The following is a 20,146-nucleotide window of genomic DNA, read 5'->3' on the forward strand; positions in this document are numbered from 1 at the left end:
CCGCAAATGGGCGCGGTGTCTATCACTGACCAGGGGGCACGCTGCCAGCAACGAAGGTCTGCTTCTGCTCAGAAACCCGCCATGCAGGACGGTGCTTTCGACCCCGTCCGGAGTGGACCCTCTGTGCACCACATCCCAGGTTTTGGTCGCATAAATTTGAAATGCCCGGCATTGCCCGCCAGAATCGCCCCCCGATCCGGCCCTGGCTGGCGGACGTATGTGGTGAAAAGGGGCAGCAGTTGAAGCAACAGACATTGTCCATGCGCCTGGCGCGTGTGGCGGCGCATGTGCCGGCCGGTGCGCGGCTGGCCGATATCGGCTCGGATCACGGCTACTTGCCGTTGGCCTTGATCAGCCGCGGCGCCATCGTTGCGGCGGTGGCCGGGGAGGTGGCGTTGACGCCGTTTCGCTCGGCCCAGCGCGCGGTGCGCGAGAGCGGCATGGAGCAGCAGATCGACGTGCGCCTGGCCAACGGTCTGGCCGCGATCGAACCGACAGACGGGATCACCGCGATCAGCCTCTGTGGCATGGGCGGCGAGACCATCCGTGACATCCTCGACGGCGGTCAGGCGCGCTTGAGCGGTGAGGAGCGTCTGATCCTGCAGCCCAACGGCGGCGAGCAGCCGTTGCGCCAATGGCTGATGGAGCATGACTACCAGATCCTCGCCGAGGAAGTGCTGCGAGAGAACCGCTTCGACTACGAAATCATCGTCGCCGAGCGCGTCGGGCCGGTGCAGTACAGTGCCCGGGAGCTGTACTTTGGCCCGCTGCAGATGCAGGCCCGCAGCCCGGCGTTCCTGGCCAAGTGGCAGCGCCTGCTGCGGCTGAAGCAGCGCACCCTGGCCAATTTCACTCAAGCCCAGGCCGTGCCCGAGGACAAGGTGCAAGAGGTCGTCCGCCAGACGCAATGGATCAGCGAATTGCTGGCTTGAGCCGGCGCTTCAAGTGGGCCGCAATGTCCGGGCCCCAGCGAGAGGGCACGGGGATCGTGCTCTCAGATCGAACGCTGGTTGACCCGGGCCATGAGTTGCTCGGCGCTTTCCTTGCGCTCCGAGTAGCGATCCACCAGGAACGCTTGCTGGTCCCGTAGCACAAGGGTGAACTTCACCAGCTCTTCCATCACGTCGACGACTCGGTCGTAGTAGGCCGAGGGTTTCATCCGCCCCGACTCGTCAAATTCCAGGTAGGCCTTCGGCACCGAGGATTGATTGGGGATGGTGAACATGCGCATCCAGCGGCCCAGCACCCGCAGCTGATTGACCACGTTGAACGACTGCGAGCCGCCGCACACTTGCATCACCGCCAGGGTCTTGCCCTGGGTCGGGCGCACGGCACCGAGCTCCAGGGGAATCCAGTCGATCTGTGCCTTGAACACCGCCGACATCGCGCCGTGGCGTTCCGGCGAGCACCAGACCTGACCTTCGGACCATTGCACCAGGTCCCGCAGTTGTTGAACCTTGGGATGGTCCACGGGAGCGTCGTCGGGCAGGGGCAATCCGGACGGATCGAAGATCCGGGTTTCGGCACCCAAGTGCTGCAGCAGGCGCGCGGCTTCTTCGACCAGCAGGCGGCTGAACGAGCGCTCCCGGGTCGAGCCGTACAGCAGCAGGATGCGCGGTTTGTGCTCGGGCCTGGCGTGCTTGCCATCGAGCAGGGAGAGGTCGAGGTTGGGCAGGTGTTCTGACAGGTGTTCTGACATGTAGCCTCCGGCTCAGAGTGTGCCGATACGGTTCAACTCGTGCTGCAGTTGCTCACGGTTGAGGTGGTTGAAAGGCAGGCCCAGGAAGGCCCGGCAACGTAGCTCGATGTGCGCCAGGGTGGCGCGGAAGGCGGCGTCGACGCAGGCTTCGTCACCCCGGACGTCGGAGGGATCTTCCAGGTTCCAGTGGGCCTTGAGTGCGGGGCCGAAGTACACCGGGCAGGCCTCGCCCGCCGCCTTGTCGCAGACGGTAATCACGATGTCGGGCGGGTTGTCGGCGAAGGCGTCGTTGCCCTTGCTGTACAGGCCGGCGGTGGCGATACCGGCCTGCTCCAGGGTGGCCAGGCTGCGGGGCAGCACCTGGCCCCTGGGAAAACTGCCGGAACTCAGGGCCTGGAAACCCTGGGGTGCCAGGTGGTTGAACAGGGCTTCGCAGAGGATGCTGCGGCAACTATTGGCTGTGCACATGAACAGGACTCGCATGGGGTATTCCTTGCGCTGTGGGCGGATGTCAAAGGCTCAAGACTTACGGGGTTGCGTTATCAGCAGCAGGCGGCGCGGACCGGGCGTCCCTCCATGTGCTGCAGGCGCAAGGCGTTGTCGCGCAGCCAGTCGCTGTTGGCCCGGAAGGTCACTTGCAGGATTTCCCCGACCCAGGCCGGCAGCTGCGGGTTGAGGCGGTAATAGACCCATTGCCCCTGGCGCCGGTCGAGCAGCAGGCCGCTGCTGCGCAATTGGGCGAGATGACGGCTGATCTTTGGCTGGCTGTCGTCGAGGGCGCACATCAACTCGCAGACACACAGCTCACCCTGGTTGGCGATCAGCAGGGTGGCGCGGGCGCGGGTTTCGTCGGCAAGACTCTTGAATACGTCGGCAGGCGTCATCATGGTGCTGGCTTGAATATATGGAAAATCGAATATACGGAAATCCATATGTTTCATGCAAGCCACGGGAGTAGCAAAGCCCGCACTTGCCATTTGCCAGCATCTTGTCGGTGCCGAAAGCCTGCCTTTATGATCGTCGCGTCATGCACGACGCCGCCGACGCAGTCCGCGGTTTTCTACAGGCTCACAGGGACGTTCAAGCGATGAAAATCACGATCAAGGCCGGTTCGCTCATGCAAGGCTGCTTGGGCAAAGGCCTGGCAGGCCTGCTGTTGTCCACCTTCACCCTGGCAGCGCCAGCGCTGGCCCAGGCCAAGGACGCACCGATCCCCCCCGGTGCGGTGCTGGCGGTGATGCAGAACGTCGAGGTGCCCGACCAGGATGAGGAAGTGGAACTCCAGGACGGCGTCACCGCGACCTTCTGGTACGGCCAGGAGCTGGACTTGGACGGCAAGCACTACTACGCCACCTTTGTCTGGCATACCCGGGATAGCGCGGCCCGCCAGGGCGAGGACTTTGCCGCGCCCGAGGTCCAGGTCCGGCTGGCGGATGCGACCTTCGAACTCACCCACCCGGGCCAGACGCCGGCCTATTCCATCCGCAGCATCGAACGCAAGATCGGTTTCTTCGGCGGCCGGGAAAAGCCCGAGGAAGTGGACAGCAAGCGCCAGGCCGTGCAGCACCGCACCGCCGATGGCCGGCTGTTGCTGGCAGTGCCCACCGCCACGTTCGACGACGGCGTGGTGACCAAGGGCTACACGATGTTGCTGTTCAACCCGAACAAGAAGCCGGAAGACGATGGCTGGGTCTGGTCCTATCTGGGGCAGGTGCGCACCGGCGAGGACAACTCCGCCGCTTGTGACGAGGGCGCGGTAATGCCCTGTATCGGCAGCGACGGCGAGTTGAATTTTGTTGCCGGCCAGGGGCCGTTGCCGCAGGTGCAGGTCAAGGTCAGCGGCACCACCTTCCAGGGCCCGGGTAAAATCCGCTCGCTGGCCGCGGCCGATGACCTGACCTACGTCTACGACAGCAAGACCCAGCAGTACACCAGCCAGGAACTGGCGGTGCGGCAGCCATGAATCCGCCGTCGGCATGAGCCGCCGCAGGGCCTCGGCGCGGGGCGTGCCCAGGCCTTTGCTCCGCCGGGGACTGCACCGGCGGCAGACGCCGATGCTGACGGTCGAACCCGTGTTGCACAGGGGCGCGCGCAGTCAGCGCGCCCGGTGGCGCCGCTGCGGTCATGGGGCGCTGTGCTGCTTGAGCCAGCGGCGCAAGCGTCCGCGGGCGTTGGCGTAGGGCGCGGCGGTGTTGAGCTGGATCATCCGGCCCAGGGTCCACTTTGCGTACCAGGGGCATTGATAGAGCGCGGCATTGTCACGCTGCCGGATCAGGCTGACGATTCGTTGCTTGGCCGCGTCGAGGCGTTGGCGCTTTTGCGGGTAGGCCATGGCGGCATAGTCGCGGTAGAACTTCTGCGCGAGCGGGCCCAGCTGGTTCCACTTGAAGCCGACAGCCGGAAAGGCCATGGGCAGGCCGGCCAGGTCCTTTTCCAGCCAGTCCAGTACCCGCTCGTTCCAGCCCAGCAGGTAGGCCACCAGCTCGGAGACACTGATCTGCGTGCCCTTGACGTGGCCTTCCAGGCTGCGTTCGTCGACCCGCGCCGGGGGCACTTGATCCAGCACCTGGCTCAAGGCATTGAAGTGGCTGTCGATGGCCTTGAGCAGTTGTTCCTTGTCCTGGGGAATCGCCATGATCGTTGTTCCTGTGCGGCGAAAGCCCGGAGTGTGCCAGCGATTGGCCGCTGCTGCCTGCGCTGCATCAACGCCTGCCAGGATGGGCCCCGGCATCGGGTATGCTGGCGGTCGATGAACCTGAGCAGAGGCACGCAACATGACTCGCCCGCAGTTGCTGGAAATCGATGTACGCGACCTGGTCACGGCCCGTGAGCTGCACCTGGCCTTGCGCGATGCCTTGGGCTTGCCCCAGTGGTATGGCTGCAACTGGGATGCCTTCTGGGATGCCATTTCCGGGCTGGTGGAGATGCCGCTGCAGTTGCGCATCAGCGGCTGGCACAGCCTCTCCCGACGCTTGCCGGACGATGCGCGGCTGATGGAACAATGCCTGCGGCGCCTGCAGACCCAATACCCGGCATGGGCTGCGCAACTGCAGTTCGATTGAGGCGCAATGCAAAAAGCCGCGCCCGGGCGATTTACTAATGCCGCGCAATCCTCTATAAATTTTCCCCTCGGCGCCGACCTTTGCGGCGCCACCGGGTGATAACAGGAGGATGCTATGTCACCGTTAAACGTGTAACCGCAACGCTTTGCCCCATCGCCACACCCTCGCTTGAACACCTCGAAACACGCTGGTCCCAGCGCTGGCTGGAAGAGGGCACCTACGCCTTCGATCGCAGTGCCACCCGGGACGCGGTCTACTCCATCGACACACCGCCACCCACGGCCTCGGGCTCCTTGCACGTCGGCCATGTGTTCAGCTATACCCACACCGACATCATCGCGCGCTTTCAACGCATGCGCGGCAAGGCCGTGTTCTATCCCATGGGCTGGGACGACAACGGCTTGCCCACCGAGCGCCGGGTCGAGAACTACTACGGCGTGCGCTGCGATCCCCAGGCGCCTTACCAGCCGCAGTTGCAGCCACCGGCCCGGGTCGCCGAGCGGCGTGCCGACTATGCGCCGGTCAGCCGGCGCAACTTTGTCGAGCTGTGCCACTGCTTGACCGCCCTCGACGAGCAGGCCTTTCGCCGCTTGTTCATGCAACTGGGCCTGTCGGTGGACTGGGGCCTGACCTACGCCACCATCGATGAGCGTGCGCAGCGGGTCAGCCAGCGCGCCTTGCTGCGCAACTACCGGCGCGGCGAGCTCTACAGCCAGCAGGCGCCCTGCCTGTGGGACCTGACCTTCCAGACCGCCGTGGCCCAGGCTGAACTTGAGGAACGGGAGGTGGCAGGGGCGTATCACGACCTGCGGTTCCAGGGCATCGAAGGTGAGGATTTATGCATTGCCACCACCCGCCCCGAATTGCTCGCGGCCTGCGTGGCGTTGGTGGCGCATCCGGATGACCCGCGTTACCAGGGACGCTTCGGCCAATACCTGCGTTCGCCGTTGTTCGAGGTCGAGGTGCCGTTGCTGGCCCACGCCCTGGCCGATCCGCAGAAGGGCAGCGGGCTGGCGATGGTCTGTACCTTTGGCGATCTGACCGATGTGCTCTGGTGGCGCGAGCTGCAGTTGCCCACCCGCTCGATCATCGAGCCGGACGGTCGGCTGCTGGCCCAGCCACCCGATTGGCTGAGCACGCCGGGCGCGCGTCAGGCCTATGAGGCCCTGGCGGGGTGCAGTTTGCCCCAGGCCCGCAAGTTGATACTGCCGATGTTGCGTGAATGTGGCGCTTTGCTTGGCGAACCGCGGCCGATCCGTCACGCGGTGAAGTTCTTCGAGAAGGGCGACCAGCCTCTGGAGATTGTCGCCACGCGCCAATGGTACTTGCGCAACGGTGGGCGCAGCGCTGAGCTGCGCCAGCAGCTGCTCGGCCGCGGCCAGTCCCTGGAGTGGCATCCGCCGTTCATGCGCAGTCGTTACGAGCACTGGGTCGGCGGCCTCAATGGCGACTGGCTGATCAGCCGGCAGCGGGTGTTCGGCGTGCCGATTCCGTTCTGGTATCCCCTGGATGCCCAGGGCGTAGCGGACTACGCCAGGCCGATCCTGGCGGACGAAACCTCACTGCCGGTGGACCCGACCCTGGACACGCCAGCGGGCTACCGCCCCGAGCAACGCGGCCAGCCCCATGGCTTTATCGGCGAGCGCGACATCATGGACACCTGGGCCACCAGTTCCCTGACCCCGCAGATCGCCGCCGGCTGGGAGGAGGACGAGGATCTGTTTCAGCGCGTCTACCCCATGGACCTGCGCCCCCAGGGCCACGACATCATCCGTACCTGGCTGTTTTCGACCCTGGTGCGCAGCCACTTCGAGGCGGCCGCGGTGCCCTGGAAGCATGTGGCGCTGTCGGGCTGGATCCTCGATCCGGACCGCAAGAAGATGTCCAAGTCGCGGGGCAATGTGGTCACGCCCCAGGGCTTGCTGGAGCAATACGGCAGCGATGCCGTGCGCTATTGGGCGGCCCTCGGGCGCCCGGGCAGCGACACCGCCTTCGAAGAGCAGCAGATGAAGATCGGCCGGCGCCTGGCGCTCAAGCTGTTCAACCTGTCGAAGCTGGTATTCGGCGTGCCAGGCGACCCGCAGGGGCCGGTCGAGCAGAGGCTGGACCAGGCCATGCTGCAACGCCTGGGAGCGGTCACCGCCGCCGCCGAGGCAGCGCTGGAGGGCTACGACTACAGCAGCGCGCTGATCGGCATCGAGGGCTTCTTCTGGTGGTTCTGCGATGACTATGTCGAGCTGGTCAAACGCCGCGCCTATCGCCCCGAGGGCCACTCGGCGCGCAACGCCCTGGCGGCGGCCTTGAGTGTCCTGCAACGCTTGTTCGCGCCGTTTCTGCCCTTTGTCTGTGAGGAGGTCTGGCGTTGCTGGCAGCCGGGCTCGGTGCACCGGGCTCCGTGGCCCGAGGCGCAGGTGGCCGAGGACTATGTCGAACCGTTGCTGGAGGCGGTCAGTGCCACGCTGGCGGCCATTCGCAAGGCCAAGTCCGATGCCCGGCAGTCGATGAAGGCCGCAGTGGCGCGCGTTGAGCTGGTGCAGCACGCGCCGCTGCTGGAGTCCCTGCAATGCGCCCGACAGGACCTGATCGAGGCGGGGCAGGTGGCCAGCCTGGTGTTCATCGAAGGCGCGCAGCCTCAGGTGCGGGTCTGGTTGCAGGATTGACCTGCTCCACCTCGGCGCCCCCATGAAGCGTCAGCTGCGTGGGGGCGCCCCGGCAGGATGAATCTTGTCGTGATCTGAGCGGCAAGCGGTTTATGCTTCCCGGGCGCAGTAGGTCGCAGCCCATGGAGAAGCCGGTGAGCATCAAAGACAGTCCCGAGGATTATCAGGACCTGAAGCGGGCGGTCAGCCTGCTGGAATCCCCTTCATTGACCGCGCGCCTGTCCGGCCTGCTCGGCTCGCCGATTGAAAGCGCGGTCAAGGCCTTGCCCAATTGGGTGTCCGCAAAGATCAACGGCGCGGTGGTGGCTGCGCTGCATACCTCGGCCGATGCCGCGCTGTGGAGCCTGGAGAACACCCCGAAAAAACAGGCCTCGACGCTCTTGCACAAAGTCTATGCCGCCACTTCCGGTGCGGTGGGCGGCGCTTTCGGGTTTGCCGCGCTGTTCGTCGAGCTGCCTATTTCCACCACCATCATGATGCGCTCGGTGGCCGATGTGGCCCGCAGCGAAGGCTTCGACCTGGAGGACTTCGCCACCAAGCAGGCGTGCATCGAAGTGTTTGCCATGGGTGGCAACAGCCAGGCCGACGACGCCACCGAGACCGGCTATTACATCACCCGCAGTTTCACCACCCAGGCCATGCAGCAATTGTCCAAGGAGCTGGCGGCCATTGCCGCCCGGCAAGGCGCCGGGGCGGCCGGCAGGCTGTCTCCGGGGCAGGTGGGCAAGTGGCTGGCGCTGTTGATCGAGAAGGTCGCCAGCCGTTACGGCGTGACCATTTCCAGCAAGTTCGCGGCCCAGGCGGTGCCGGTGATCGGCGCCTTTACCGGCGCCACCATCAATGCGCTGTTCACCGACTTCTATCAGGACATGGCCCGCGGGCACTTCATCGTCAAGCGCCTGGAGCACAAGTACGGCTTTGAGCCGATCAAGGACGAGTATGCGCTCATCCTGGGCAAGCGCTTGGCAGGCTAGGGCGGGTGTCGATATGAGCGACTTTCCGGTTATCCGTACCCCACGCCTGATCCTCAGGGAACTGTGCACGGCCGATGTCCCGGCGTTGTTCGCGATTCACAGCGATGCCGAGGCCATGCAGTGGTTCGGCACCGACCCCATCACGGATGACCGGCAGGCCGAGCAATTGCTGGCACTGTTCGCCGGTTGGCGGAGCTTGCCCAACCCGGGCGTTCGCTGGGGCATCGAGCGCCAGTCCGATCCCGGCCTGCTGGGCACCTGTGGCCTGTTCAAATGGAACCGCCCGTGGCGCAGCTGCGCCATCGGCTTCGAACTGGCAAAACCGGCACAAGGGCAGGGACTGATGAGCGAGGCGTTGCACGCCGCGGTGGGCTGGGGCTTCGAGCAGATGGCGCTGAACCGTATCGAGGCCCAGGTGCACCCGCAGAACCTGGCGAGCCTCAGGTTGCTGGAGCGGCTGGGGTTTGTCCGCGAAGGGCTTTCCCGCCAGGCGGGGTATTGGCTGGGAGCTCATCATGATCTGGTGCAGTACGGCTTGTTGAGGGCCGATTGGTCCAGCCCGGCGCCGCTCGCCGCGCATGTTGTGTAACTGCGTGGCGTGACAATCAAGCCGGTGCTGGCACCTTCAGCGGTGCCCCGGCGTCGCTACATCGCTGTCCTCGACGGGCTCCAGGTGGTGGTAGGAGGGAAAGACCTTCCGCTGGCTGATCTGCAAGCCTGTTGGTAGTGCGAGCCCTTGGGTTTTACTGGAGCCCCAGGTCCGACGTTCGCCGCAATAGGTATGCACCACTTCCGAGCTGTCCCAGAACAAGCGCTCCAGCAGGGCTTCGTATTCGGCCAGCCACGAATCCTCGAAGTCATAACTGCTTTTGGGGGCGCAGGCGAAGTGCAGCATATGCCCGTAGTAGCAATGCCCCCGGCTGTGGGGCAGGAGGCTGAAAAGCGCCCTGGTGATTTGCGCCCCGGTCACAGGCAGGCTGTGCAGAACCGCGCGATTGTGCGCTTCGGCGGCCGGCGAAGGGTCAAGGCAGTGGATGTATCCGTACAGGTTGCCGCTCATGGGCTCAGTGGCCTCTGTTGTCGGTGGGTTGGCGGCATCCGTTGTCGCGGGCCAGCCGATTGATCGCTTGCACCCCCGCGCGCATCTTTTCCACGGCGGAGGCATTGGCCGAGTGGATATGAATCTGCGGCGGACAGAACCCCTGCAGCGCCACCGCCTCTTCGATCCACAGGATCACGTCGTAACCGGTGCCGCGCGCGTCATCTCCGAGGTCGTGGTCGAGGCTGATCTGTTCGACGCCGCCGGCTTCGAGCAGCGCGATGACTTCATCCGGCCAGTAGGTGCGAATCCAGCCGGGCGGGGTCTGGCGTTCGTCGTCGAGGTAGATTTTCATGGGCCTGTTTACTCTTTCAAATGCAGTTCACGCATCGGCGTCGTTCGCGATGACATGATCGCGTCGGTCAACGCCTGCTCATTGCAACCTGCGCCGGAGCGCTAGCAGGAGCGCGGCAGCGTGGCAGAACTGTTCGTCCAGAGGAACCGCGCCGGCTGTTTCAGGCGTCAAGGTGATCGTGCTGGGCACGCCTTGGTCGCAGAGTTGCCGTTGAGCCTGCAACAGGACTCGGCGGCTGCCTGTAAGCCAAGGCTTGTTCTGTTCTGACAGCAGTGCAATGACCTGCGGATAGGTGCAGGCCAGTTTTTGTCGCAGATTGCTCATCGCGGTTTTGTCGTGGCGATCGAATGCAGGAGTCAGTACATAAAAGTTGCCCATCGCAGCGCCCTGATCGTACTTGTCTTGCAGGTAGTCATCCACGTGGGTGGCACTACCGATGGCATCGACCACTCCAGTCTGCACGTTGACCAGATGCGCGTTTATGCCGATATAGCAACTCGACTCTACGCCGTGCTGCACATAATCCGCGCTGTTGCAGCGGATCACCCAGTAAGCCCCCTGGGGGCAGAGCTCGCAGGACTGAATGACAAAACGCTCGGGCTTTCCATCGTTGATCATGCCGTCATGCATGGCGAGCACCAGGGCACAGGCTTGTTGGGCTGAAAGCATCGCTGGGGGCTTTACGTTGAGGGGGCGGATGAATTTTCGACCCGTTGTATAACCCGATAGTGCGCAAGAAGCCATTACCTCGCTCAAGGTGGCGCAGGTTTTTTCCAGCAGTGGATTAGTCCGCCGCAGTTGTGTAGAAACGCTCCATTATTCAATCCGGCACCCGCTGCCAACCCAGGTGGACCCCAATGCGGCCCAATGCCGAACTCCGATTGTTTGCACTGCCGGCATGCGCCGGCCTGGTCTATGCCGTGACCAAGGGCCTGATCAAGGGCTGGAATGGTACGCAGCTGTTTTCCGGGTTTCTGTTTGGCAGCGTGATTGCCATGGTCCTGGGCATTCCCCTGTTGCTGTGGATGGACCGGCGCTGGCCGCAAGCCAGGACGCGCTACCTGTGGCTCGGCCTGATCCTGAGTCTGGTCGCTACCTTGCTGGTGCGCACCTCGTGGACGCAGTTGTTGCTGTTGCCGCTGGCCGGCGGGTTGCTCCTGGGCGGTCTGTACAGCCTGCTGATCCGCGGTATCGAGCAACTGTCGGTGCCGCTTCATGGGCGGGCGCGGCAAGGGTGGCGGGTTCTGGCCGTGCCGCTGTCAGGGGCGCTGACCCTGGGCGGGGTGGCGGTGACGCTCTATCCGAAGGGGGAGCAAAGCCTGGCGGTTTTCTCGCTCGGGGCGCTGATCGGCGCGTGGCTCTCGATGCTGGTTAGCTGGCCGATGCTATGGCTGGTGGACCGTTTCCTCGCCACCGGCTGGCGCCATGTAATCGGTGGCGGGCTCAGTGGCCTGTTGATCTGGCTGCTGTCCGGGGCCCCGGGATTGTTCGCCGGATCACTGAAGGGGGCCTCGGGGCTGGACTACTGGGTCCCCTTGTTCAACCGAGGGATCTTTCCGTTCCTGCTGCTCGGGCTGCTGGCCGGGGTGCTGTTCTCGCTGCTCAACGGCATGGGCCCGCGGCGCCCCGTGGCCGCTGGCGAGTAATCCGCCGGCCCAGCGCCATTGACCCTCTTTATGCAAGGATCTGCTCGATGAACCTCAGCCCCATCACCCATGTCAGCTTCGACGCCGAAATGCTCTGCCTCGGCTGGGCCGATGGCCTGCACCTGCGGCAGCCGTTGAGTCGCTACCGATTCCTGCAAGAGGCCACGCCCGAGCAGCGGGTGGACTTTCAGATCGAGCACCGAGGGCGTCGGGTGTCCTGGCCGCAGTTGGGAGAGTCGGGTGTCAACGTCGAGGCCATCGATTGGATCTGGGAGCACCTGTGCAATGAGTCCATGGCGCGCTTGCAGGCCGTGGAGTGGCAGCTCGACCGGTTGCCGACGGACGATCAAGCCATCGTCGCGCTCTGGCGCCTGGAGGCGGACGGTTACAACGGCGGCTTCCTGCAGTTCTTCTGCAACTGGGGCGAGCAGACCTGTGAGCTGGCGCTGGACACCCTGGCGGCCATCGGTGCGCGCAACACCCGCAGGCTGGTCAGCCGCCAGCGGCAGTTGCTCGGACCTCTTGAACATCACCCGCCACTGCAGCGGTTGTGGGACCTTCCCGAGCTGCTGAGCGACGAGCAGCATGAGTTGATCAGCGGCGAGCTGGACGAGCAGCTGTGGTCGGCGATGGAGGAGGTGCCGGCGTTGGCGGTGAAGTATTTTTACCTTGGTTGATGCTCGCTGCGCTGTGTTCTAATGCCGCGCCTCGTACCGGCAAATGGACTTTATCCCGTGTCTGAACCCCGTATTCGCGCGCTCGCGCTGTGTGTCTTCCACCACCAGGGCAAGATCCTGGTCAATCAGTTCGTTGATGCCGACACGCAACAGACGCTGTTCCGGCCGCTGGGCGGTGGGATCGATTTTGGTGAGCACAGCGCCCAGGCCATTGTTCGTGAAGTGCAGGAGGAACTGGGGCAGTCGATCAACAACCTGCGGCTGATCGGCACTCTGGAAAGCCTGTTTGTGTACGACGGCAAACCCGGCCATGAAATCGTCCAGGTGTACGATGCCTGCTTCGAGGATGCGACGGTCTATCAGCGCGCTCAACTTGACGCCCAGGAAAGCGACGGCGCGCCCTTTGTGGCCCGCTGGCAGGGCAGCGCCAGTTTCACCGAGCATACGCCGCTGGTTCCCCAGGGGTTGGGCGAACTGCTGAAGAACGCCGGCTTGCTGGACTGACCGGGCTCCGGCCGCGATTGGCCGCAGGCGCCCGACCGCGGCCTTGATTCACGAAACACCCCGCAACGCATCTGGTGCCCGATCGGCCTCGGCCTATGTCATTCGGCAGATGTGCACGTTTACCTGCTTCTCGATACTCAAGCCTCCCTGGCACAGCCCGCCGTGATCACGGCTGGCGGGTTGGCCGTTGTTCGAGTAGTGGAGTGATGCATGCGTAAATTGACCCTTCTGAGTACCAGCCTGCTGTTGTCTGCCCTGGCCGTTTCCACGGCCCAGGCTTTCGAGGCTGGCGACATTATTGTCCGCGCCGGTGCGGTGACGGTGGACCCGCGTGAGAGCAGCTCCAGCGTCAAGGTCGATCGCGGCGCACTGGCCGGCACCAGCCTGGGGGGCAAGGCCAGCCTGGGCAGCGATACCCAATTGGGCCTGAACTTCGCCTACATGCTGACCGATAACCTGGCGGTGGAACTGCTGGCGGCGACCCCTTTTGAACACAACGTGAGCCTCAGTGGCACCGCTGGCGGCATTGCCGATGGCAAGCTCGGTTCCCTCAAGCACCTGCCACCGACCCTGAGCCTGCTGTACTACCCGATGCACAGCAAATCGGCGTTCCAGCCCTATGTCGGGGCGGGGCTCAACTACACCTGGATCTACGATGAAAAGGTCGGCAGCCGGGCTTCAGCCGCCGGTTTCGACAACTTCCGCGCCGGCAACTCCTGGGGCTGGGCGGCACAAGTGGGCATGGACTACATGCTCACCGATCGGCTGATGCTCAACGCACAGATGCGCTACATCGACATCAATACCGATGCCTATGTGAACAACAGCCAGCTTGGGGTGCGCTCCAAGGTCAATGTGGATGTCGACCCGTTCGTGTACATGGTGGGCTTGGGCTACAAGTTCTAGGTGCTGCGCCGGGGCGCTGCGCCGAGGTCCAGCGTCCCTGGTCCGGTCAGCGTTTTTCAAGGGAATGTTTTTGTGGCGCCATGGTCGACTCGATATGGCCCGCTCATGACCCGTCGCTTGTCGCCGACGTGCCCATGCGCCGGCCTCGGTGCGCGGCTCTGTCGCTTGAAGGCTCAGGGTTGGCGTTGACCCAGGGTCCATGACTTGTTGGAAGAGTCGATCATGCACATCATTGCAAGGCTTACCTGCTACGGTTTGATGCTCTACATCGCCCAGCTCCTGGCCGCCGAGCCGCAACCTGCGGTCCAGGAAGTCGCCGAGGACAAGGCCCAGGTCCTGGAGCAGAAGGTCGCGGACAAAGAGAGCCCCAAGGCCGAGCCCCAGGCGGCCCCCATCACCAAGACGGAAGTCCAGGCCGTGGATCCCGCCGGACAGGCACCGGTGGACGATGCCATCACCTGTCTGTCGCGGACCCTGTATTGGGAAGCCAAAGGGGGGGAGTCTGCCGATATGGAAGCGGTGGCCGATGTGGTCCTGAACCGTCTGGGCCATGAGGGTTTTCCGTCTACCCTGTGCGAAGTGGTCAAGCAGGGCTCGGAAAAAAGTCCGTGCCAGTTCTCCTGGTGGTGCGATGGTCGCCCGGATCAGGTGCAAGAGGAGGGGCGCTATAGCCTGGCCAAGGAGATTGCGCGCAAGGCGCTGAATCAGCAGCTCCAGGACCGCACCGGCGGCGCCCTGTACTTTCACGATCGCAGCGTTTCACCCCAGTGGGCCAAGAGCTACATCAAGACCACTGAAATCGGCAATTTCCTGTTCTACAAACCCAAGGACCTGGCGGCGCGCTAATGGCGGGTCGAGCAGTCAGGGTACTTGCGGGTATTGATCGCAGATCTGGTGCCAGCTGGCCTTCATTGCCACGCAGTGGTGCTTCTGCTTGGGGGCCGTGAAGGGCGTATCCAGGGTGGCGATGGCGATTGAAATCCACTCGGCGTATTCACCTCGCACATCTTGCCAGAACAGTGATGAGCCACAGTGGCAGCAGAACTGGCGCAGCACGCCAGGGGAGGACTCATAGCCCTTGAGGGCTGTGCCGGCGTCGCTGACGTGCAGATTCGCGCGCGGGGTGCTGGCGTAGGAGGCAAAGGCCGCGCCATGGCCTTTCTGGCACTTGCGGCAGTGGCAGTGGGTGACGGCTTTCAGTGCGCCGGACACTCGGTAAGTGACTGCGCCGCACAGGCAACTGCCTTGATGGGGGATTTGCATGTTGTGAGGGATTCCGAGGTTTCAGGGCCATTCGCGCTGGAACCAGTCCAGTTGGGGGGGCAGAGTGGATGGGGACAACCAGGTCGAGGCCCGGAGGATGTCCAAATGCGCGCTGATGCTCAAGTGGGCAGTGCCAGCTTCCCAGGAATTTCTTTTCGCATTATTGAGCGACGGTAAGCTGTGGCGGGTGGCGCGCAACCTCTGGGGTCAGAGATCCGCCGCCCGTCTATTGCGCAACGTGTCGAGGGAAGAATCATGCTGCAGGCACTGGAAAACAAGGTTCCGCCCCCGCTGGTGGCGCTGGTCTTCGGCGGGCTGATGGGCGGTGCATCACTGGGGCTGCCGGGACTTGACCTGGCATGGAGCACACGCCTGTTGTTGGCGCTGCCCGTGATCGGGGCGGGTCTGCTGTTCGTCCTGGCGGGCGGGATCTCGTTCCGGCGTGCCCGGACCACGGTCAACCCCTTGAAACCCGAAGCGGCCTCAGCGTTGGTCACGTCGGGCATCTACCGCTACACCCGCAACCCGATGTATGTCGGCTTTGCCCTGTGGTTGCTGGCCTGGGGGCTGTACCTGGCCTCGCCCCTGGTGCTGCTGGGCGTCCTGGGTTTTGTCCTGTACATGAACCGCTTGCAGATCGCTCCCGAAGAGCGGGCGCTCGGGCGGTTGTTTGGTGCGGATTTTACCGACTATCGACAGCGAGTGCGGCGCTGGCTCTAGGTCGCACGCCTCTGTGCTCGCGGCAGAGGCGTGATGGTTGTCTCAAGCCGCCACTTGCGCCTGAATCTGCAACTGGCCATCCACTTCGCGAGTCAGGCCGCTGGCGACGAACAGCGGCACCAGCAGCTTGTGCAGTTCGGGCTCGACGAAGTCCTTGACCGTCGCCAGGTCCAGCTCGCCGCTCACTGCAAGCTCGATCTTGGTGAAGGACAGCCAGGCTTTCTTCAGGGCCAGCAGCACGTCGCTGCCAGCGGTGCTGGCGAAGCGGCGGTGGGCCACGCGGCCGGCGAAGTTGAAGCTGTGCTGGTATTCATAGCCGGTTTCGTCACCCTGGCTGGCGACGCAGCGGCCACAGGTGCAGGGGCCGTCGGCGAAGGCGGCGCGCAGGTAGCTGTTGAAGTCGACGATGGGCTTGAGGGCCAGGCGCTTGTCGACTTCGAACAGGTCACCGGTCATTTTTGCTTCACTGCTCAAGGTCAGGTTCCTCAGGGTCGGGCGGTGTATTTCCAAGGGGCGCACCATACCAGCCGGATCGGCGCACGGGTACTTTTCTGGCGTTGAGCGGCCTGCCACATCGCGGCGTGCCCTTGGGCAAGGCCGATGACACCCAGCATATGTTTGCCTGCATGCGTCAGCCGTCATGTGTGTCGCCGCGCCGCTCGATCATTCTCCGGCAAGCGTCAGGTAGCCGCGGATGGCGCGCATGACCCGGCGCTCCAGGTCCGGGGCGTCGGTTTCACCTCGCTCACCTGCGGCATCGATCATGCCGTGGGTCAGGGCGAACAGGTCGTGGGCCACCGTGACCACGTCATCGAGCACCCAAGGTGCATCGGCCAGTTGCAGGGCCTGCACCAGGGTTTGATGAATGACCTGGGCCACTCGCTGATGGCGCTCCTGCAGCGGCAGCCGGCGCTCTTCGAAATCGATCACTCGGGCCAGTTCCGGCCGGCGCAACTGGTGGGCCACTGCGGCCTGGACCATGGCGCGGATGCGCTCCAGGGCGCTGCCGTGACTGCTCGCGTCGTGGACATCGCTGAGCAACTGCGCGGTCTCGCGCTCGATCAGCGCCACCGTCAGGGCATCGCGGTTGGGAAAGTACTGATACAGCGAGCCGATGCTGACACCGGCCCGTTGCGCCACGGCGTTGGTGGAGCAGGCGGTGAGTCCCTGGGTTTCCAGAATGCGAGCAGCCGCTTCCAGAATAGCCTCGACGGTGTGCGCCGAACGGCGCTGGCTCGGGGTTTTACGCGGGGTCAGAGGAGGGCTGGCAGGGTGTTTTGACATGGCGGCAATGCGAGTTTCAAAGGTGAGTGATGACTCGTATTCTGCTTGGGCAAGCAGCACTCATCAACCCTTTGTCTGTCAGGAGTCAACACCATGTCTGTCACCGTGCTCAGCGTATTCATGCTGGTAAAAACCACCCCGGAGTGGTTGGGGTTTCCGGTTGAGGAGCGCTTTCGCCTGTTGCGTACCCAGATGGAGCCGATTCTGCAACGGCATTCGGCCGAGGTATCGCTGCGCTTCTTCGATATCGAGTTCTACTCGGCGCGGGTCACCGATCTGTGGCTGTGGGAAGCCAGCAGTCACCATGCCTATGAGTTGTTGGTGGAGGAGTTGCGGGAGACGCCGTTCTGGGACCGCTACTTCTCGATAGTGGAAATCCTTCCCGGCGTGGAGAACGCCTACGCCAAGAACTATGAGCAGCAGCCCTTACTGGCGTCCTGAGTCGTTTGCGTCACTGAATCAGGTACCCTCCCGGATTTGCGGGAGGGTTTTTGCATTGGCGGCTCATCAAACGCATCCGCCCCAGGCCGCTACAGCGCCGGCCGCGGCAACCGCAGCCATTCCTGCACTGCCGGCCGCTGCCATTGGCGCCGGGCATAGTCCACCAGGTTCGCGGGCATCGGGTCACCGTTGAGGATCAGCCGGTTGAGCATCAATGTCAGGTCGACATCGGCAATCGACCACTGGCCGAACAGGCAGTCACGGCCATCGGCCAACAGCGCTTGCGCCGTATCGATCAGCTTGGCCACCGCCGCTTCGGCGGGTGGCGACAGAGGTTCGCCCTTGCAGCCATAGAACACCACCAGGGTCGAGCGCTCCTGGCGGATCGGCAGCAAGTCGCTGCGCAGCCAGGCCTGGACCTGGCGGGCCTTGGCTCGCTGTTGTCGGTCGAGGGGATAGACCGCGGGTTCAGGGAACAGCTCCTCCAGGTATTCAGTGATGGCCGAGGATTCGGACAGGGCAAAGCCGTTATGCACCAGGGTCGGCACCCGCTGGGTCTGGGACAGGCGGGCATAGTCCGGGGCGCGATTCTCACCGGCATCGAGGTCAAGGGGCATGAGTTCGAAGTCGATGCCCTTTTCCCGCAACGCCACGAACACTGACAGGGCATAGGGGCTGGTGAACTGGGCATCGACGTACAGGCGTGGACGGGCGTCGGTCACGGCGGGATCTCCAATGGGGGAACGGACACGCTAAGAGATCCCGGGCGATAAATAAAATGCGCGATTTTTATCCGTGCATTCCTCGCAGGAATACCGGCCGCTATCAAATGTCCTTGCCGAGAAAACTGTCGCTGTCCAACGGTGCCTGCTTGCGTGCCCTGAAGCGCCTGAGCAGCCGGCCGTCAATGGCCGCCAGGCCCAGGGCGATCATGCCCATGCCCAGCAGGTGCCTGGCGTGCAACTGCTCGCCCAGCACCAGGCAGCCCAGGACAATGGCGCTGATGGGAATCAGGAAGGTCACCAGCATCAGGTTGGTGGCGCCGGCGCTGGAGAGAATCCGAAAGAACAGCACATAGGCCAGGGCGGTGGACAGCAGGGCGATTCCCAGTAGCGCGCCCCAGGTGGCCAGGCTCGGCAGTGGCAGGTTCCAGGGCCGCTCCAGCAGCAGCGCCAGGGGGATCAGCAGCAGGCTGGAGGCGCAGATCTGACCGCTGGCGCTGAGCAGTGGGGCGACGCCCATGGCCTTGAAGCGCCGGCCGAAGACTCCGGCGAAGGCATAGGACAGTGCCGCACCCAGTACCGCCAACTGTGCCCCGAGATGATCCCCGAGGCCCGCCAGGGCATCGGGGCCGATCATCATCGCCACCCCGACAAAGCCGACCAGCACCCCTGCCAGTTTGTTGCCGCTGATTTTTTCATCAGTGGTCAGGACGTGGGCCACCAGTACCGCGAACAGGGGCGTGGTGGCATTGAGAATGGCGGCCAGGCTGCTGGCGATATGGGTCTGGCCCCAGACAATCAGGCCAAAGGGCAGCAGGTTGTTGAGCAGCCCCATGCCGAAGAACGCCAGCCACACTCGTCGGTCCCGGGGCAGTGACAGGCCGAGGATACGGATCAGCGTCAGCAGGGCGAGGGCGGCCAGGCTCACTCGCAGCATGACGATGGTCAGTGGCGGCAGCTCCTTGACGGCAATCGCGACAAAAAAGAACGAGCCACCCCAGAGGATCGACAGCACCAGCAATTGCCCCCATTCCATCACTCCCATGACTTTTTGCCTGGTCATGCCGCTTACTCCCACGTGTTTCAATGATTGAGTCCTGCTCGTCGATGCACGGACGCCTTGGCTATTTGAATGGCTGCCGTGTCGAATTATTCTGCGAGTTGCGACCGCGGACAAACGAGCGTTTTTCGCTCAATGGTTGAGGAGAGCTAAATCATGAGCATGGCCTTGCCGCCCCTTGCGGCACTGCGCGCATTTGAAGCCACAGCGCGTCATCTGAGCGTGACCCTGGCGGCCAGGGAGCTGAATGTCACCCCGGGCGCCGTCAGCTTGCAGGTCAAGGAGCTGGAGTCGGTGCTGGGTCTCGCGCTGTTTTTGCGCCGCCCCCGGCGCTTGATCCTGACCGCGGCCGGTGAGGAGTACTTCGCGACCTTGCGCACGGCCTTTCGGATGATGCGCGAGGCCACGGCGCAGATGGTCGGGCGTGGGCGTCTGGAGGTATTGGTGGTCAGTTGCACGCCGAGTTTCGCCACACAGTGGCTGGTGCCGCGGCTCTCGGGATTCGAAGCGCAGGCACCTGGGGTGGATGTGCGGATCAGCGCCTGCAACCGCCAGGTGGACCTGGCCCGCGATGGCGTCGATCTGGCGGTGCGCCACGGCTTTGGCCGCTATGAGGGGCTGCTCAGCGAACGCTTGCTCGATGACCAGCTGACCCCGGTGTGCAGCCCGCAGTTGCTGGGGCAGGACGCCGGCCTGACGGTCGCCGAGCTGGCAGGGCTGCCGTTGTTGCATGATGAGCATCGTCACGACTGGGCGCTGTGGCTGGCGGCGGCCGGGGCCGGGCAGATCGACGGCGGCCGGGGCCGGGTGTTCGTCGACAGCAATGGCGCCATAGAAGCTGCCAAGGCGGGTCTGGGGGTTGCCCTGGTGCGCCGCTCGCTGGTCCGCCGGGAATTGGCCGAGGGCTCCCTGCTGGCGCCGCTTGCCCAGGGTGTGGCCAGTGATCTGGCTTACTATCTGGTCTATCCGGCAGCGGCCCTGGAGCGACCCAATGTCGCGCTGTTGCGCCAGTGGTTGCTGGCCGAAGCCGGGCGCGGCGAGCCGCTGGCATAGTGCGTTGCGCCTGTACCGCATGACTGGCCAGCAGTGGCAGGCACTTTGCCTTGATCGATAAGGCAATCTGCTGGCCCCGCA

26 protein-coding genes are annotated in these 20,146 nt (G+C 64.1%); 14 read left to right on the forward strand and 12 right to left on the reverse strand.

The annotated features are described in order from the left end of the window. Positions 1-239: 239 nt before the first annotated feature. Positions 240-932 carry a tRNA (adenine(22)-N(1))-methyltransferase TrmK gene (locus Q8O96_RS03765; RefSeq protein ID WP_277989245.1) on the forward strand — a complete coding sequence of 231 codons (693 nt, stop codon included), beginning with the start codon at positions 240-242 and terminating at the stop codon, positions 930-932. Positions 933-994: 62 nt separating this feature from the next. Here Q8O96_RS03765 and arsH read toward each other — a convergent pair whose 3' ends face one another. The 3 genes from arsH to Q8O96_RS03780 are packed head-to-tail and all read right to left on the reverse strand — an operon-like array spanning position 995 to position 2,586. Further along, complete coding sequence (gene arsH / locus Q8O96_RS03770) at positions 995-1,687, reverse strand: arsenical resistance protein ArsH (RefSeq protein WP_102864577.1); 693 nt, start codon at positions 1,685-1,687, stop codon at positions 995-997. A 24-nt stretch (positions 1,688-1,711) separates the two neighbouring features. Next, complete coding sequence (locus Q8O96_RS03775; RefSeq protein ID WP_102864233.1) at positions 1,712-2,182, reverse strand: arsenate reductase ArsC; 471 nt, start codon at positions 2,180-2,182, stop codon at positions 1,712-1,714. 59 nt (positions 2,183-2,241) lie between these two features. Beyond that, positions 2,242-2,586 carry a metalloregulator ArsR/SmtB family transcription factor gene (locus Q8O96_RS03780; RefSeq protein ID WP_102864578.1) on the reverse strand — a complete coding sequence of 115 codons (345 nt, stop codon included), beginning with the start codon at positions 2,584-2,586 and terminating at the stop codon, positions 2,242-2,244. A 200-nt stretch (positions 2,587-2,786) separates the two neighbouring features. On the opposite strand from Q8O96_RS03780, the gene Q8O96_RS03785 reads away from it, so the two are divergent. After that, the gene (locus Q8O96_RS03785; RefSeq protein ID WP_305948392.1) at positions 2,787-3,662 is read left to right on the forward strand and encodes a hypothetical protein; all 876 of its coding nucleotides are present in this window, start codon (positions 2,787-2,789) and stop codon (positions 3,660-3,662) included. Between the two features lie 159 nt (positions 3,663-3,821). Here the strand turns inward: Q8O96_RS03785 and Q8O96_RS03790 are convergent, their stop codons facing one another. Further along, the gene (locus tag Q8O96_RS03790; RefSeq protein ID WP_102864235.1) at positions 3,822-4,334 is read right to left on the reverse strand and encodes a ClbS/DfsB family four-helix bundle protein; all 513 of its coding nucleotides are present in this window, start codon (positions 4,332-4,334) and stop codon (positions 3,822-3,824) included. A gap of 139 nt (positions 4,335-4,473) precedes the next feature. On the opposite strand from Q8O96_RS03790, the gene Q8O96_RS03795 reads away from it, so the two are divergent. The 4 genes from Q8O96_RS03795 to Q8O96_RS03810 all read left to right on the forward strand — a co-directional run bounded on the left by Q8O96_RS03795 (position 4,474) and on the right by Q8O96_RS03810 (position 8,984). Beyond that, the gene (locus tag Q8O96_RS03795; protein WP_060838708.1) at positions 4,474-4,761 is read left to right on the forward strand and encodes a barstar family protein; all 288 of its coding nucleotides are present in this window, start codon (positions 4,474-4,476) and stop codon (positions 4,759-4,761) included. A gap of 95 nt (positions 4,762-4,856) precedes the next feature. Beyond that, the gene (gene valS, locus Q8O96_RS03800) at positions 4,857-7,421 is read left to right on the forward strand and encodes a valine--tRNA ligase (protein ID WP_305948393.1); all 2,565 of its coding nucleotides are present in this window, start codon (positions 4,857-4,859) and stop codon (positions 7,419-7,421) included. A 122-nt stretch (positions 7,422-7,543) separates the two neighbouring features. After that, entirely contained in the window at positions 7,544-8,395 is an 852-nt protein-coding gene (locus tag Q8O96_RS03805; RefSeq protein WP_250330390.1) for an EcsC family protein, read from the forward strand. Between the two features lie 13 nt (positions 8,396-8,408). Then, positions 8,409-8,984: a GNAT family N-acetyltransferase gene (locus Q8O96_RS03810; protein WP_305948394.1), complete on the forward strand. Its 576-nt coding sequence runs from the start codon at positions 8,409-8,411 to the stop codon at positions 8,982-8,984. Positions 8,985-9,020: 36 nt separating this feature from the next. Here Q8O96_RS03810 and Q8O96_RS03815 read toward each other — a convergent pair whose 3' ends face one another. The 3 genes from Q8O96_RS03815 to Q8O96_RS03825 all read right to left on the reverse strand — a co-directional run bounded on the left by Q8O96_RS03815 (position 9,021) and on the right by Q8O96_RS03825 (position 10,419). Continuing rightward, positions 9,021-9,455, reverse strand: coding sequence for a hypothetical protein (locus tag Q8O96_RS03815; protein ID WP_305948395.1), 435 nt, complete (start codon positions 9,453-9,455; stop codon positions 9,021-9,023). Between the two features lie 4 nt (positions 9,456-9,459). Further along, on the reverse strand, positions 9,460-9,789 hold the full coding sequence (locus Q8O96_RS03820; protein WP_060843215.1) for a cyclic-phosphate processing receiver domain-containing protein: 330 nt from the start codon (positions 9,787-9,789) through the stop codon (positions 9,460-9,462). 78 nt (positions 9,790-9,867) lie between these two features. Then, entirely contained in the window at positions 9,868-10,419 is a 552-nt protein-coding gene (locus tag Q8O96_RS03825) for a hypothetical protein (RefSeq protein ID WP_305948396.1), read from the reverse strand. A gap of 227 nt (positions 10,420-10,646) precedes the next feature. Here Q8O96_RS03825 and Q8O96_RS03830 point away from each other — a divergent pair, with 227 nt between their 5' ends. From Q8O96_RS03830 to Q8O96_RS03850, 5 genes are all read left to right on the forward strand, one after another. Then, positions 10,647-11,435, forward strand: a complete 789-nt coding sequence (locus Q8O96_RS03830) for a hypothetical protein (RefSeq protein ID WP_060838713.1) — start codon at positions 10,647-10,649, stop codon at positions 11,433-11,435. 47 nt (positions 11,436-11,482) lie between these two features. After that, positions 11,483-12,112 carry a DUF4375 domain-containing protein gene (locus Q8O96_RS03835; RefSeq protein WP_305948397.1) on the forward strand — a complete coding sequence of 210 codons (630 nt, stop codon included), beginning with the start codon at positions 11,483-11,485 and terminating at the stop codon, positions 12,110-12,112. A 57-nt stretch (positions 12,113-12,169) separates the two neighbouring features. After that, positions 12,170-12,616: an NUDIX hydrolase gene (locus Q8O96_RS03840; protein ID WP_305948398.1), complete on the forward strand. Its 447-nt coding sequence runs from the start codon at positions 12,170-12,172 to the stop codon at positions 12,614-12,616. A 210-nt stretch (positions 12,617-12,826) separates the two neighbouring features. Next, on the forward strand, positions 12,827-13,522 hold the full coding sequence (locus tag Q8O96_RS03845) for an OmpW family protein (protein WP_102864246.1): 696 nt from the start codon (positions 12,827-12,829) through the stop codon (positions 13,520-13,522). A 222-nt stretch (positions 13,523-13,744) separates the two neighbouring features. Beyond that, on the forward strand, positions 13,745-14,368 hold the full coding sequence (locus Q8O96_RS03850) for a cell wall hydrolase (RefSeq protein WP_250330395.1): 624 nt from the start codon (positions 13,745-13,747) through the stop codon (positions 14,366-14,368). Positions 14,369-14,383: 15 nt separating this feature from the next. Here Q8O96_RS03850 and Q8O96_RS03855 read toward each other — a convergent pair whose 3' ends face one another. Beyond that, positions 14,384-14,785: a GFA family protein gene (locus Q8O96_RS03855; protein ID WP_305948399.1), complete on the reverse strand. Its 402-nt coding sequence runs from the start codon at positions 14,783-14,785 to the stop codon at positions 14,384-14,386. A 258-nt stretch (positions 14,786-15,043) separates the two neighbouring features. On the opposite strand from Q8O96_RS03855, the gene Q8O96_RS03860 reads away from it, so the two are divergent. Next, positions 15,044-15,505 carry an isoprenylcysteine carboxylmethyltransferase family protein gene (locus Q8O96_RS03860; RefSeq protein ID WP_305948511.1) on the forward strand — a complete coding sequence of 154 codons (462 nt, stop codon included), beginning with the start codon at positions 15,044-15,046 and terminating at the stop codon, positions 15,503-15,505. Positions 15,506-15,547: 42 nt separating this feature from the next. Here the strand turns inward: Q8O96_RS03860 and Q8O96_RS03865 are convergent, their stop codons facing one another. After that, positions 15,548-15,985, reverse strand: a complete 438-nt coding sequence (locus Q8O96_RS03865) for a hypothetical protein (protein ID WP_102864582.1) — start codon at positions 15,983-15,985, stop codon at positions 15,548-15,550. Between the two features lie 183 nt (positions 15,986-16,168). Continuing rightward, positions 16,169-16,789 (reverse strand): TetR/AcrR family transcriptional regulator, encoded by a 621-nt coding sequence (locus Q8O96_RS03870; protein WP_102864249.1) that lies wholly within the window; start codon positions 16,787-16,789, stop codon positions 16,169-16,171. Between the two features lie 93 nt (positions 16,790-16,882). On the opposite strand from Q8O96_RS03870, the gene Q8O96_RS03875 reads away from it, so the two are divergent. Beyond that, the gene (locus tag Q8O96_RS03875; RefSeq protein WP_240321974.1) at positions 16,883-17,230 is read left to right on the forward strand and encodes a darcynin family protein; all 348 of its coding nucleotides are present in this window, start codon (positions 16,883-16,885) and stop codon (positions 17,228-17,230) included. Positions 17,231-17,319: 89 nt separating this feature from the next. On the opposite strand, the gene yfcF is transcribed toward Q8O96_RS03875, so the two are convergent. Next, a complete protein-coding gene (gene yfcF / locus Q8O96_RS03880; protein ID WP_305948400.1) occupies positions 17,320-17,952 on the reverse strand; it encodes a glutathione transferase in 633 nt (210 codons plus the stop codon). Between the two features lie 103 nt (positions 17,953-18,055). After that, positions 18,056-19,015 carry a DMT family transporter gene (locus Q8O96_RS03885; RefSeq protein WP_162884134.1) on the reverse strand — a complete coding sequence of 320 codons (960 nt, stop codon included), beginning with the start codon at positions 19,013-19,015 and terminating at the stop codon, positions 18,056-18,058. A 153-nt stretch (positions 19,016-19,168) separates the two neighbouring features. Here Q8O96_RS03885 and gcvA point away from each other — a divergent pair, with 153 nt between their 5' ends. Then, the gene (gene gcvA / locus Q8O96_RS03890) at positions 19,169-20,065 is read left to right on the forward strand and encodes a transcriptional regulator GcvA (protein WP_305948401.1); all 897 of its coding nucleotides are present in this window, start codon (positions 19,169-19,171) and stop codon (positions 20,063-20,065) included. Positions 20,066-20,146: the final 81 nt, after the last annotated feature.

This window comes from Pseudomonas sp. LPH60, assembly GCF_030718165.1.
Taxonomy (GTDB): domain Bacteria; phylum Pseudomonadota; class Gammaproteobacteria; order Pseudomonadales; family Pseudomonadaceae; genus Aquipseudomonas; species Aquipseudomonas danubii.